Origin of the sequence: Aquimarina sediminis, from assembly GCF_002895435.1 — a bacterium.
GTDB classification, from domain to species: domain Bacteria; phylum Bacteroidota; class Bacteroidia; order Flavobacteriales; family Flavobacteriaceae; genus Aquimarina; species Aquimarina sediminis.
The window spans coordinates 789,001-803,277 of record NZ_POYJ01000001.1 but is presented as its reverse complement, the minus strand read 5'-3'; the positions used below and the strand labels follow the sequence as shown (position 1 = coordinate 803,277).

The window sequence follows — 14,277 nt, the reverse complement described above, 5'->3', positions numbered from 1 at the left end:
TTCGGTCGATTTTTGAACAGAGCAAAAATACATAATTGATATAATTTTTTGACACCAATATGAATGTAAATATTGAATCTTCATGGAATCAGGAGCTTAAACAAGAGTTTGATGAGTCATATTTTGCGAAGCTAACAGATTTTGTGAAAACAGAGTATAAAAATGGCACCTGTTACCCTAAGGGGAGTGAAATTTTTGCTGCATTTGATTATTGTAGTTTTGATGATGTTAAAGTGGTTATTATTGGTCAGGATCCCTATCATGGGGCTGGGCAAGCGAATGGTTTGTGTTTTTCTGTTAATAATGGTATTGATATGCCACCTTCATTGATTAATATTTTTAAAGAGATTAGGAGCGATTTGAACTTACCTTTTCCTTCCACCGGGAATTTGGAGCGTTGGGCAAAACAAGGAGTTTTACTATTAAATGCAACACTGACAGTAAAGGCACATCAGGCTGGATCCCATCAAAATAAAGGATGGGAGCAATTTACAGATGCTGTTATCCAAACAATTTCTGACAAAAAGAAAAATGTTGTGTTTCTGTTGTGGGGTGGTTATGCTAAGAAAAAAGGTGCAAAAATAGATAGATCCAAACATCATGTATTGACAAGTGGTCATCCTTCTCCATTAAGTGCCAATAGAGGTTACTGGTTTGGGAATAGACATTTTAGTAAAACCAACGAATATTTACTTGAAACAAATCAGGTAAGTATAAATTGGTGATTATGCTGCGTTAGGAATCTCCGAAGATTTCGACTTATCAGAAGATTGACCTTGTATTGAATTGATCTTAGCTTTTTGAGATCTTAATTTCTTTTTGTCTGTGTCAACTGATTGCGTACTCAATTTAAGTAGAATAAAGTTGAAAGCGACAAGAGCTACTAGTATTATTAAAAAAGTTACCATAAAAGATTTGTTAGTTAACTACTAGATGCATACTTTTTTAATTGGTTGCGTATGCTCCTAATAATTAGTTCATATCATTGGGGTAGGCTCGGCAAATGTACAAAAATATTTTATTTGGATATCTATAGGTTTTATAGATATTTAATAATTAGTTATTTGCTAAAAAAGAGTGACTAATTTTAAGTATATCTTAACATTACCCTCGATTCCTTTATATACCCTCTAATAAATAACGTTTCTTAATGCGATAACCCTACCTTAGAAATATTGTTTTTGTCATTTTTTTTTAGCTTATATTGGTGGGTTAACGTCAAAAAGTAAGTTTTTAGGTTTTACTTTTTTGCTAATAATATCTAGATTGAACAGATAATCTTGTACTTCATTAAGAGTTTCTTCTTTGATGAGAGATTGACTCCATTCTGTATGTTGTAACCATTTATTAATATCTTCTAACTGTTGATCATATCTAAGCGCTAATGTTTTATCTATGCTGGGGATATGCTTAAAATCTACGGTAGTTCTATTGATTATATTTAGAATAGTTTTAATTTCTTCTATTTTGGTGTCAAGTATTTCTTCTCTAACAGCAATTACAAAGCACGGCCAGGGGGTGGTACAGTCCAAAACTCTTCTGAAGGTTCCATTGTCGACAAGTGGTTTTGTGGTAAAGTGCTCCCACATAAAATAATCAGCATCTCCATTTGTTAATGCACCCACAGCTCCGTTGAGATTTTTTACAACTTCAAATTTGAGGAGGGAAGTATCCCAATTTTGGTTTTGTGCATTTATGTATGCCATTAAATGAGATCCTGATCCGTATCTACTAATCGCAGCTTTTGTGTTTTCTAATTCAGAAAGGTTTGTATAGTTAGAGTTTGCTCCTACATGTATTCCCCAAATAAGAGGGGTTTGAATATAAGTTTGTATAATTTTACATGGATTGCCATCAATAATATCTTTAACTATACCTTCGGTTAGAATTATAGCCATATCAATATCTTTATTTCTTAAAGCTTCACACATAGCCCCTGTTCCTCCAGGGTATTCTATCCAATCTAAATGTATATTACTTTTTAGATAACTTCCGTCTTCAATACTTAAGTGCCATGGTAAATTAAAATGCTCAGGAACACCGCCTATTTTTATCGTATTCATGCTATCTAAAGGTTAATAAAAGTGTATTTCATCGATTTTTTATGTTTTTTAACGATAAAACCTGTTGTTTTTCTTATCTTTGAATCAATATTTTTTAAAAGAGATTTATCTTTAAATAAGTTTTAACCCCAAATAAAAACAATATTGCTATGAAAAAGAATTTTTTTAAAAATAAAAATACTTATGTAAAGGTTACGAAGTTAAAAAATAATTCTATTGAGAATGGTATTGTAGTATTTATTGCAGTATTGTTGCTCACTAATTTATTAATTAGTTTGAAAATATTATTTGGTTAATATATTCTGTTTCAATAAAAAAGGATGGATATTAGATTCATTCTTTTTTATTTGTAATTTAAAGTTTTTGGTAAAGTGATTAAATATCATTTTACAAAACTGGCTATTTTGTTTAGTGTATATAGGATAAGTTTCTCTACTGTTTTTTTAGGAGTTTGACTAAATTCTCCTGTAGCACGATTTGCTATGATAGCATTCATCGATATAGCTTTATGGCCAAGTAATTTTGCTATTCCGTATATACCGGCGGTTTCCATCTCCAAATTAGTTATTTTATTTGCCTGATATTCAAAAGAAGCTAGTTTTTGATTTAACTTATTGTCTTGCAATGGTATTCTTAAGACTCTTCCTTGTGGTCCATAAAACCCAACATTAGTAACAGTAATTCCTCTTTGAATAGAGTTACTTATCAAATGATCTCCTAATTTTTTGTCGTAAGACACTGCATAGGGTGTTGATTTGTTTTTATCCCATTCTAAATGTTTTGCTAGAGTATTAGAAATTTCTGGAAGTTGTATATGTTCACTGTCATAAAAATGCAAAAGACTATCAAAACCAATAGCAATTTCTGAAGCAACAAAACTATCTATACGGATATCTGGTTGTATTGCTCCAGAAGTTCCTATACGGGTGATGTATAGTGAAGTTTTTTGCTTTTTGACTGTACGGGTTTTAAAATCGATATTTACAAGAGCATCAAGCTCGTTAAGTACAATATCAATATTGTCTGTTCCAATACCTGTTGAGATAACAGTTATTCTTTGCCCTTTATAGGTTCCTGTTTGTGTATGAAACTCTCGTTTTTGGATTTTGAGTTCTATTTTATCAAAAAACTGGGTAACTTGGTTAACCCGATCTGGATCACCTACTGTTATGATGTTTTGAGCAAGATGCTTGGGTTTTAAATTTAAGTGATAGATGCTTCCATCTTCATTAAGTATTAATTCAGATTTGGCTATAGCCATATTATAATTTTAAGAGTGAGTGTGTCTCATCGTTATACAGGTAATCATATTTTTTGACACCTCCATAATACCAATTTAAGATTTGAGTATTATAAAAGTTTTTCTTGTGCTGTAAAGCAAGTTTTCCTCTTTCGGATAAAAGAAGTTGATCTTTTGTTTGGTTTAAAAACTGAAAAAGCCTTGCTAGTACTCTTTTCATTTGCATATCTCCATAGCCATAATAACCTTGATATTCTAGAGCATACCCCATAAGTTGTTTTACATTTTTTATTTGGTAATTGTCTACCATTTCCAAGATGTTATGTTCTAGTACATTAAGACCAGTAAGCATATTTGGAAAACGTTGTAAATGGGCTCTTAGGCATATAGAAAGATACTCAAACGAAGAGTTTCTTTTAATCTGACCAGCTATTTTTTGAGGTTTGGATTCGCAATATAAGGTCCAGACATGTGATGCAAACTCAAGGTCATCAATATTTAATAGAATCTTATTTTGATATTGATCTTTTAATAAGGCATCAGATAGCTCGCAGAGACCAAACAATTTTTTCTCATGCTCTATTCGACCACTACAAACTAAATAAATGGGAGTATCTTTAATCTCTTTGCGAAGAAGCAAGCTAATCGCTGCAATCATATTAATATGACAAAAAAGATCATATTCAAACCATAATATAATCTCATTGTATTTAGAAAGATCATCTAGCTTTTTTAGTTGAGAAACAAACTTTTCTTCATAATCAGAATGAGGGATACGGTAATATTTCTTCAAAAAGGTTTTACGTGTTTTTATGGAGTTCTCTGTTTCAATCTTGATTTCGGTAGGACCTTCACATAACATCTCACGCCATACAAAAAACTCTCCAGTAACAAGATTTATTTCCTTTAGTCTATTGGTTAGGCTATCCCCGTTGGTAATATGTAATGTGTTTTTCCCCAAAATGATATGTATTAGTTTATCCTCCTACTCGTTTTACTTTAAACCCTTTTTCTTTAAGAATTTCCATAATTTGATTTCTATAATCCCCTTGTATTATTATAGCATCATTTTTAAAACTTCCACCTACACTTAAACGTGTTTTGAGCTCTTTGGCAAGTTTTTTAAAATCGTCATCTGCTCCAGTATACCCTTCTAGTATTGTGATTGGTTTTCCTTTTCGCTTTTCGTATTTGCATAATATCGGATCATCCTGCATCCATATTTGATCTTTATCATCATGTGCACTTTCCTCTTCTTCGATTTGATGATCGGGGAATAAATTTTTTAATTGATCTTGTAAATCCATAAGGAGGTTTTATTTTTTTATTAGTCCAATTTCAACAAGCCTCTGATGTAAGAATTCTCCAGCAGTAATATCTTCATAATGTTTTGGATTATCTTCTGTAATACATTCTTTCAGGCAATTTAACTTCATGTCACTTCTTGGATGCATGAAAAAAGGGATAGAGTATCTAGGCTTGTCCCACTGATCCTTAGGAGGGTTGGTAACTCGATGTATAGTAGATCGTAGTTTGTTATTAGTATGTCGTTCTAGCATATCTCCAACATTAATTACCAATTCATCTTCTTCTGGAAGCGCGTCGATCCATCTGCCGTCTTTATGTTGTACCTGTAATCCCCCTGTAGAAGCGCCCATTAATAGTGTGATAAGGTTAATATCACCATGGGCTCCAGCTCTAACAGCTCCTTTAGGCTCCTCTTGTATCGGAGGATAATGAATTGGACGTAAAATGCTATTTCCGTTACTTGCCCAATGATCAAAATAATGTTCGTCTAATCCAATATAAAGAGCTAATGCTCTTAGGACATATATTCCTGTTTTTTCTAACATTTTATATGTTTCCATTCCTGTTGAATTGAAGTTCTTCAGTTCTTCTACAATTACATTAGGAGGATATTTTTCTATTAATTTGGCGTCAGGATCTGCTTCTTGACCAAAATGCCAAAACTCTTTAAGATCTCCTTCTTTCTTCCCTTTTGCATGCTCTTTACCAAAAGAGGTGTAGCCACGTTGTCCACCTAGACCTTTGATTTCATATTTCTCTTTGGTGTCTATTGGCAAGTCAAAAAAACTTTTGATTTCTTTATACAGGTTTTTTACCAGTTCATCACTTAAAAAATGATTTTTTAATGCTACAAAACCTATCTCTTCATAGGCTTTTCCTATTTCGTTGACAAATTTTTGTTTTCGCGATGGTTCATCAGATAAAAAATCAGCCAAATCTACACTTGGTATATTATTCATTACTCTAGTCTTTGTGTGTCTAAGATACTAAATTAGGCGTATTTTATAGAAAATACCTAATAGGAACTCAAATTTATTTACAGTTGTAAAATATCAGTCAAATTCATTATTTCTGAATCTCTAATCTCTAATTTAAAGTAAATTTAACTAATTCATAGAATTGTTTCAGGAAAATTAACAACTACTTAATAATATTGTAGTAGTAATGCGGGTTCTGATGTAAAAATAAGTACATTTACCTATCAAATTTTCTTCTATGGATAACATGTCAAAGGAAAAACAACAACTGCACTTTGATCGAAAAGAATACAGTAATGAACAGCTTATTTCATTATACCTCAAGATGCTTAAACCTAGGCTTATTGAGGAAAAAATGCTTGTATTGCTACGTCAAGGAAAAATATCAAAATGGTTTGGAGGCATAGGACAAGAAGCAATATCAGTAGGTATTACTTCAGCTTTAGATAGTGATGAGTATATTTTACCGATGCATCGTAATCTGGGAGTATTTACAACAAGAGATATTCCTTTATACAGGCTTTTTAGTCAATGGCAGGGTAAAGCTAGCGGATTTACCAAAGGGCGTGATCGCTCATTCCATTTTGGAACACAAGAATATAATATCATTGGGATGATATCGCATCTTGGTCCACAGATGGGGATAGCTTGTGGTATTGCTATGGGTAATCTTTTAAAAAGGAATAATAAAGTGACAGCAGTTTTTACAGGAGAAGGAGGGACTAGCGAAGGAGATTTTCATGAAGCTCTGAATGTTGCGTCTGTTTGGAATTTACCTGTCCTATTTTGTGTAGAAAATAATGGGTATGGTTTGTCTACACCCACTAGCGAGCAATATAACTGTAAAGATATTGCTGACCGGGGAGCTGGTTATGGAATGGAATCTCATATTATTGATGGTAATAATGTGCTTGATGTTCATCACAATGTTAGTAATCTAGCTAAAAGTATAAGGCAAAACCCACGTCCGGTTTTATTAGAGTTTAAAACCTTTAGAATGCGAGGACATGAAGAAGCAAGTGGAACCAAATATGTGCCTAAAGAACTAATGGAATATTGGGCAGCCAAAGATCCAATAGAAAATTATAAAAATTACTTAATTGATCAAGAAGTTATTTCTGTCGGTGAAAATCTTCAAAAAAAATCTATTTTAAAAACAGAAATAGAAGCGCATTGGGAACGGGCAAATACAGAAGAGGTTATTAACGTAGATTTGGATAGGGAGTTAAATGATGTTTATACCACATTTAAGTATACAGAAGCAAAACCTAATGTAAAAACCAAAGAGCTTAGATTGATTGATGCTATTTCTGATGGTCTAAAAGAAAGTATGCATCGGTATGAGAATCTTGTGATTATGGGGCAGGATATAGCAGAATATGGAGGCGTTTTTAAAATAACCGATGGTTTTGTAGAAGCTTTTGGAAAAGAAAGAGTACGAAATACTCCAATTTGTGAATCGGCAATCGTTTCTGCAGGATACGGGCTATCTATAAATAATTATAAAGCCGTTGTAGAAATGCAATTTGCAGATTTTGTGTCTTCAGGATTCAATCCTATTGTAAATTTATTAGCAAAATCAAATTATAGATGGGATCAATCTGCAGATGTTGTTATTAGAATGCCTTGTGGGGCTGGTGTGGGAGCAGGACCTTTTCATAGTCAAACAAATGAGGCATGGTTTACCAAAACTCCAGGGCTTAAAGTTGTATATCCTGCTTTTCCTTATGATGCCAAAGGTTTACTAGCTACTGCTATAGAAGATCCTAATCCGGTATTGTTTTTTGAACATAAAGCGCTCTACAGAAGTATTCGAGAAGAAGTACCTGAAGGATATTATAATTTACCATTAGGAAAAGCATCTGTATTAAGAGAAGGAGATGATATTACCATTGTTAGTTATGGCGCTGGTGTACACTGGGCAATAGAAGTTCTTAATAAACAAACGAACATTAAGGCTGATCTTATAGATTTGAGAACATTACAACCATTGGATGTAGACACGATTTATCAATCAGTAAAGAAAACTAGTAAGGTTATTATCTTACAAGAAGATAGTTTGTTTGGAGGAATCGCCTCAGATATTTCTGCATTGATAATGGAAAATTGTTTTACTTTTCTTGATGCACCAGTAAAACGAGTGGCAAGCTTACAAACTCCAATCCCATTTGATTCTAATTTAGAAAGTCAATATCTTGGTAAAAATAGATTTGAAGAAGAGTTGTTGTCATTGTTAAGTTTTTAGAGGATAATAATTATTTTTATTTGGTTAAAGAAAAAAGAAGATAAATGTATTGAAATTATATAGTTACGTATTGTAGTGAAAGGTGAAAAATGATAACTTCACCTTTTTCTTTTATAAAATCTCTTGTATTTTTATACATTGACTTCTAATTAATCAAAGGTGTAAGAATAATTTGTAAATAGAATAAAGAGAAAATGAATCTTATCCTGAAAACATAAATTGGTAATGAATAAAAAAGTTGAATAATGATCCAGAATATAGATACAAAAACAGAGAGTTTTGACCGCATTAAATTACCTTTCTTTTTTGAAGCGAATAAAATGTTTTCAGAATTTGAAGCTTTAAAAATAGAGTATTTTGAATATTACAATGTTATTCCTTTAAGATCCCCTGCGCATTTAGTAGATACTTCATTACCTTTTCCTCCACCTGCCGATGATTATGCAGATGGTTCGTGGACGGATTGGTTGGATACAAATGAGTTGAAGCAATCTCCATATCTTATGAGTGTGGTTGATACTTTTCGTAAGCATACTACTGTTACTCTAGTTAGATTGTTACGTCTTGCGCCTAATTCAATGGTAAAAGAGCATACAGATCCTACCTTGGCTTTAGAAATAGAGAAATCTGTAATTAGACTTACTATACCTGTTTTTAAAAATGATAAAGTTAATTTTTTCTTGAATAATACCGTGGTACCAATGCAACCTGGTGAGTGTTGGTATCTAAAACTTACAGATCCACATAGGATTGATAACCATGGTGATACAGAGCGAGTAAACCTAACTATTGATATGTTGCCGAATGAATGGGTGCGAAAAATGATCAGGGATAGTCAGACATCCAATGGTTAGAATCTTTTATGAGTAAATTTCCCTGAAAGAATCAAAATGTAGCCGATGTAAGAGTGAGGTATCGAGACAGAAAAGGGCTATAAAATATGCTAAAAAAGAGTGCTAATTTTACGTGTCATCATTTTTTTTGTTTTATGATTTATTCTGAAAACGTTATAGTTAATAAATAAAACTAAATAGTGGTTAAGTTTTTGTTTTTCAGGTGTTTATTTATGTTGATAATGTCTGGAAATACATTTGGAAGTAAATTAAGTATTATAAATTATAAATAGGGGTAAAATCCCCTTTAACTTATGTTGTATGTTCTAGAACTAAATCTTAATTTCGCGCTGACTATGCGAAAGAGTTTTCTTTTGCACTTAAAAACAGGGGGTTAAAATATTATTCATGAACACAAATCAATTGGAACATCTTAGTTCCTCAAAAATACTTGTAACCGGTGCAGCCGGATTTATAGGCTCTAATCTTTGCGAAGCACTCTTAAATATAGGAAGTACCGTAATTGGATTAGATAATTTTGCTACCGGGCATAAAAAAAATCTTTCAGCTTGTATAGAGAATCCAAATTTTAGCTTTATAGAAGGAGATATTAGAAATATTGATGATTGCAATAAAGCATGTAATGATGTTGATTATGTATTGCATCAGGCAGCACTAGGATCAGTTCCAAGGTCTATTAATGATCCGGTGACTACAAATGATGTTAATGTTGGAGGGTTTCTTAATATGTTGGTAGCCTCTAGAGATGCTGGGGTAAAACGTTTTATTTATGCAGCAAGTTCTTCGACATATGGAGATTCTAAAGCATTACCTAAGGTAGAAGAGAAAATAGGAAAACCATTATCACCATATGCCATTACCAAATATGTTAATGAGCTATATGCAGATAACTTTAAAAGAACCTATGATTTGGATACTGTAGGATTAAGATATTTTAATGTCTTCGGTCGAAAACAAGATCCTAATGGAGCCTATGCCGCTGTAATTCCAAAATTTGTAATGCAATTTATGAAGCATGAGTCTCCGGTAATCAATGGTGACGGACAGTTTTCTAGAGATTTTACATATATAGACAATGTAATTCAGATGAATTTGCGCGCTATGTCATCCGATAATCCTGAAGCTTTAAATAATGTATACAATACAGCTTTTGGAGAAAGAACAACTTTAAGCGAACTTACTTCTCTTTTAAAAGAATATTTGTCAGAATATGACGCAGAAATTGCTAATGTAGAAGTGAAATATGGACCAGAACGTAAAGGGGATATACCGCATTCATTGGCATCTGTAGATAAAGCTAAATCTTTTTTGGGATATGACCCTAAATTTGATATAAAATCTGGATTAAAAGAAGCAGTAAAATGGTATTGGGAAAATCTAAAATAATTCCAATTCTTTAACAAACAAAAGGATAGCTATGCAAGATATTAAAATTGCCATTATAGGATTAGGATATGTGGGATTACCTCTAGCCAGGTTGTTTGCAACTAAATATCCAGTCGTAGGTTTTGATATTAATCAAAAAAGAATCAATGAATTACGTTCTGGTACAGATTCGACCCTTGAAGTTGAAGACGAATTATTACAATCTGTATTAAAGAATAATTCTGATATAAAAGAAGGTCTTTATTGCTCATATGAGATAGAAGATATTAAAGACTGCAACTACTATGTGATTACAGTTCCTACACCAGTAGACAAAAATAATAGACCAGACCTAACTCCTCTATATAAATCTAGTGAGACCGTTGGACAAGTGCTAAAAAAAGGAGATATTGTTATTTATGAATCCACTGTTTACCCAGGTGTTACAGAAGAAGAATGTATCCCTGTACTAGAAAGAGTAAGTGGGTTAAAATATAATGAGGATTTCTTTGCAGGATATTCACCCGAACGAATTAACCCGGGAGATAAGAAACATACGGTAGAAAAAATACTTAAAGTAACCGCAGGGTCTACCCCCGAAATAGGTAAAAAAGTAGATGATTTATATAGTTCTATTATTACTGCAGGAACTCATTTGGCACCAACCATTAAGGTTGCAGAGGCAGCCAAAGTAATTGAAAACTCTCAAAGGGATATCAATATTGCTTTTGTTAATGAGTTAGCAAAAATCTTTAACCTTATGGATATTGATACTAATGATGTATTAAAAGCAGCTGGAACAAAATGGAATTTTCTTCCCTTTAAACCTGGACTAGTTGGTGGACATTGTATTGGTGTTGATCCATATTATTTGGCACAACGAGCACAAGAGTTTGGATATCACCCAGAAATTATTTTGGCAGGTCGCAGGCTAAATGATAGCATGGGGCAATATGTAGCTTCTGAGGTGATTAAGCTAATGGTAAAACATGATATTCATATAAAAGGTGCCAAAGTATTAGTTCTAGGAATAACTTTTAAAGAAAACTGCCCCGATGTACGTAATACCAGAGCCGTTGATGTAATTAAGCAGTTAAGTGATTTTGGAACCGAAGTGACGATTTATGACCCATGGGCAAATCCATCAGAAGTGATGCACGAATATAATCTCGAAACAACCACCAAATTGCCCAAAGAAAAGTATGATGCAATTGTATTAACTGTTGCTCATAAAGAATTCTTGGATGTAGATTTAAAATCTATGCTTTTACCAGATGGGATTATTTATGATGTTAAAGGAATATTAGAAGAAAAAGTAGACGGAAGGCTATAAAGACCGGTCTTTGTATTTGAATATATAATAATTAAAAATAATCATTTTGAGTCAACTCAAAAAAGGAGCGTTACTAACATACCTGAAGATTTTTCTTACTAACGTTATCGGTATAATGATTACACCTTTGATTGTTAGTTTTTTGGGAAAAGATGAATATGGTATTTTTAATGCAATAGGAGCATTAATTGGAACTATTGCGCTTTTAGATTTTGGTCTTACAAATACGGTTGTTCGGTTTGTCGCAAAGTATAGAGCAGAGAAAGATAGAGAAGGAGAAGAGAACTTTTTGGCAACTATAAAGCTTTTGTATATAGCTATATCTGGTTTGGTAATTATAATAGGAGTTGTTTTTTATTTTTTCATAGACTCGTATTTTACCAAATTTAATGCTGAAGAAATTAGAATTGCTAAATTAATGTTTGTGATTTTGATATTTAATTTGGCGATCCAGCTCCCGGGGATGATTTTTACGGGAATATGTAAAGGGTATGAAGCATTTGTGTTTCCTGAGTCAGTAAGTGTAATTAGGTATCTTTTAAGATCGATTACTGTTGTTGCAGTATTGTTTTTAGGAGGTAGAGCTATATCTTTGGTAATAGTAGACACGGTGTTTAACTTGTTTACTATTCTGGTAACTGCCTATTATGTGTTTAAAAAATTAAAAGTTAGATTTAAATTACATCAGTTTTCTAAAAAATTCATTAAACAAATTTTTAAATATTCCAGTTGGATTTTTGTGTTCTCGATTGTTGGGATGCTACAATGGAAATCAGGAAGCTGGGTGTTAGGAGCATTAAGTGAACCTAAAGTTTTGGGTATTTATGGGATCGGAATTGCATTGGGAACCTATTATGGAGCTTTTTCAACAGCAATATCAAGTGTTTTCTTGCCCAGAGCAACTCAGATGGCAGTAGATAATGCTACGGGAGAAGAATTGACAAGTATGATGATTAAACTTGGTAGATTATCTTTTATTATTTTGATGTATATACTCGGGGCTTTTATATTGTATGGAGAGCAGTTTATTAATTTGTGGGTAGGAGGAGAAGAGTTAAAAACAGATGGACGATATAACGCAAAAGAATGTAAAGAGATTTATATCATAGCATTGATGATAATGGTAGGATATACACTTCCATTATTACAGGCATTTGGTAATTCAATATTAGAAGCTAAAAATAAATTATCTTTTAAAGCAATTCTATATCTCGTATTTATGATTCTAGGTGCCGGTCTTGGTGGATTTCTTGCAATAGAATATCAAGCGATAGGAATGATCTCTGGATTGGTAGTAGGGTGGATAATAGTACAAAATGTAATGAATTTTTATTATCACAATACCATTGGACTAAATATTTTTAGGTTTTTTAAAGAATTACTTCATAAAACATTCTTTGTTGTACTTGTTGTAATTGCGATAGGCTATTTTATTAACTACGTTCCAGGTGAAGGATGGTTTAACTTTATATTAAAAGGAAGTACATACACTATAGTTTTTGGAATACTGATGTATTTTGTAGGAATGCTTGACTATGAGAGAGAATTATTTTCAAAACCAATAGCTTCAATAGTAAAGCGAAAATAAATTGTAATGAGAAAACTAACACTTCATACGATATCATATACAGACGAAGGAAAAAGAATCGTTTATGATTATTCTGCAGATACTCATATCCAGAAGTATTTCGAACATAATAAACCTCTTTATTCCAAATACGGTGTTGATGTAAGTAGTATACCAAACAGTATAGCTGTAATCCCGTTTTTATCTAATATGATGCCTATTGCATGGTATGCAGGATTTACTGTTGAAGTAGAAGAAGTTGATGAAGATTTTTATAACGCCTTGTTATTGGTGCAAAAGGAATTTCAAAAAAGAGATTCGTTACAAGCTATAGAAGGAGGGTTAAAAGCTAAAAAACTTGTAAAAAATAAGATTTCTGGCAATAAATCTTCAATGCTATTTAGTGGTGGAGTAGATGCTTATGCAACTTATATAAGAGTTTTTGAACAAAAACCAGATTTAGTAACTATTCACGGTGCTGATATTGCTATAGAAGATCACTCACAATGGGAAGATTTTACTAATTTTATTGAAACAGAGAAACTATTAGAAAAAAATAATCAGGAATATATCGAAACAAACCTGAGAGAGTTTTATACCTATCAAGTAGAGCTCTTACTTAAAGATATTGGATGGTGGGGCAAAGTCCAACATGGTTTGGCTCTTATTGGAGCATTAGCGCCATTATCTTTTGTATATGATTATAGAGCTATTTATATCGCTTCTTCTTATACAGATCATATTGATATTGATTGGGGATCCACTCCAGAGATAGACGAAAAGATTACTTGGGCAGGAGGAGTAAAAGTATATCATGATGGGTATGAATTAAAAAGACAAGATAAAGTAGATTTGATAGCGCAATTCGCTTCATATACAGATAACAAGTTCAAACTTAGAGTATGTTATTCTGAGCTGAGAACAGAGTTCAACTGTAGTAATTGTGAGAAATGTTTCAGAACTATTCTTGGTCTTATCCTAAATGGGAAAAATCCTAACGATTATGGTTTTAATGTTGACGAAACCGTGTATGATAAGTTTTATGAGGTGCTAAAAATTGGATCCGCTAGTAAAGGAGTAAAGTATTTTTGGTGGGAACTTATGGAGAAGGCTAAAAAAACAAATGAGTTTTATGTCTTTAAAAATAAAGAAGAAGAAACTTCTCAAATAGATAAAATTAGGGCAGGAAAAATTGACCAACTTTTAGAACAAAAATTAAATAACCCCAATAAAGGAAAACAAAGGATAAAATTTATAGTAAGAAATAAATTCCCTTGGTTGAGAGAAATATATAGAAAACTAAGATATTAAATAAAACAAAAGAA

General features: G+C 32.4%; 13 protein-coding genes. 8 read left to right on the top strand and 5 right to left on the bottom strand.

Annotation, left to right across the window (positions count from 1 at the left end):
* The first annotated feature begins 59 nt into the window (after positions 1–59).
* A complete protein-coding gene (locus tag C1X07_RS03575) occupies positions 60–725 on the top strand; it encodes a uracil-DNA glycosylase (RefSeq protein ID WP_103068579.1) in 666 nt (221 codons plus the stop codon).
* Positions 726–1,199: 474 nt separating this feature from the next.
* Here C1X07_RS03575 and C1X07_RS03565 read toward each other — a convergent pair whose 3' ends face one another.
* Positions 1,200–2,063, bottom strand: coding sequence for a substrate-binding domain-containing protein (locus tag C1X07_RS03565; RefSeq protein ID WP_103068577.1), 864 nt, complete (start codon positions 2,061–2,063; stop codon positions 1,200–1,202).
* Between the two features lie 149 nt (positions 2,064–2,212).
* Between C1X07_RS03565 and C1X07_RS25215 the strand changes: the two genes are divergently transcribed.
* Entirely contained in the window at positions 2,213–2,359 is a 147-nt protein-coding gene (locus tag C1X07_RS25215) for a hypothetical protein (protein ID WP_206604207.1), read from the top strand.
* A gap of 86 nt (positions 2,360–2,445) precedes the next feature.
* Here the strand turns inward: C1X07_RS25215 and C1X07_RS03560 are convergent, their stop codons facing one another.
* The 4 genes from C1X07_RS03560 to C1X07_RS03545 are packed head-to-tail and all read right to left on the bottom strand — an operon-like array spanning position 2,446 to position 5,570.
* Entirely contained in the window at positions 2,446–3,324 is an 879-nt protein-coding gene (locus C1X07_RS03560) for a nucleoside phosphorylase (protein ID WP_103068576.1), read from the bottom strand.
* Position 3,325: 1 nt separating this feature from the next.
* A complete protein-coding gene (locus tag C1X07_RS03555; RefSeq protein ID WP_103068575.1) occupies positions 3,326–4,264 on the bottom strand; it encodes a DUF1835 domain-containing protein in 939 nt (312 codons plus the stop codon).
* A 16-nt stretch (positions 4,265–4,280) separates the two neighbouring features.
* On the bottom strand, positions 4,281–4,610 hold the full coding sequence (locus tag C1X07_RS03550; RefSeq protein ID WP_103068574.1) for a translation initiation factor: 330 nt from the start codon (positions 4,608–4,610) through the stop codon (positions 4,281–4,283).
* A 9-nt stretch (positions 4,611–4,619) separates the two neighbouring features.
* Positions 4,620–5,570: an isopenicillin N synthase family dioxygenase gene (locus tag C1X07_RS03545; protein ID WP_103068573.1), complete on the bottom strand. Its 951-nt coding sequence runs from the start codon at positions 5,568–5,570 to the stop codon at positions 4,620–4,622.
* Between the two features lie 265 nt (positions 5,571–5,835).
* Between C1X07_RS03545 and C1X07_RS03540 the strand changes: the two genes are divergently transcribed.
* The 6 genes from C1X07_RS03540 (at position 5,836) to C1X07_RS03515 (ending at position 14,263) form a co-directional block, all read left to right on the top strand.
* Entirely contained in the window at positions 5,836–7,833 is a 1,998-nt protein-coding gene (locus tag C1X07_RS03540) for an alpha-ketoacid dehydrogenase subunit alpha/beta (RefSeq protein WP_394335662.1), read from the top strand.
* Between the two features lie 245 nt (positions 7,834–8,078).
* Positions 8,079–8,687, top strand: a complete 609-nt coding sequence (locus C1X07_RS03535) for an aspartyl/asparaginyl beta-hydroxylase domain-containing protein (protein WP_103068571.1) — start codon at positions 8,079–8,081, stop codon at positions 8,685–8,687.
* A 387-nt stretch (positions 8,688–9,074) separates the two neighbouring features.
* Positions 9,075–10,073 carry an SDR family oxidoreductase gene (locus C1X07_RS03530; protein ID WP_103068570.1) on the top strand — a complete coding sequence of 333 codons (999 nt, stop codon included), beginning with the start codon at positions 9,075–9,077 and terminating at the stop codon, positions 10,071–10,073.
* A gap of 31 nt (positions 10,074–10,104) precedes the next feature.
* The gene (locus tag C1X07_RS03525; protein ID WP_164914081.1) at positions 10,105–11,385 is read left to right on the top strand and encodes a nucleotide sugar dehydrogenase; all 1,281 of its coding nucleotides are present in this window, start codon (positions 10,105–10,107) and stop codon (positions 11,383–11,385) included.
* A 46-nt stretch (positions 11,386–11,431) separates the two neighbouring features.
* The gene (locus tag C1X07_RS03520; protein WP_164914080.1) at positions 11,432–12,973 is read left to right on the top strand and encodes an oligosaccharide flippase family protein; all 1,542 of its coding nucleotides are present in this window, start codon (positions 11,432–11,434) and stop codon (positions 12,971–12,973) included.
* 6 nt (positions 12,974–12,979) lie between these two features.
* A complete protein-coding gene (locus tag C1X07_RS03515; RefSeq protein ID WP_103068568.1) occupies positions 12,980–14,263 on the top strand; it encodes a hypothetical protein in 1,284 nt (427 codons plus the stop codon).
* Positions 14,264–14,277: the final 14 nt, after the last annotated feature.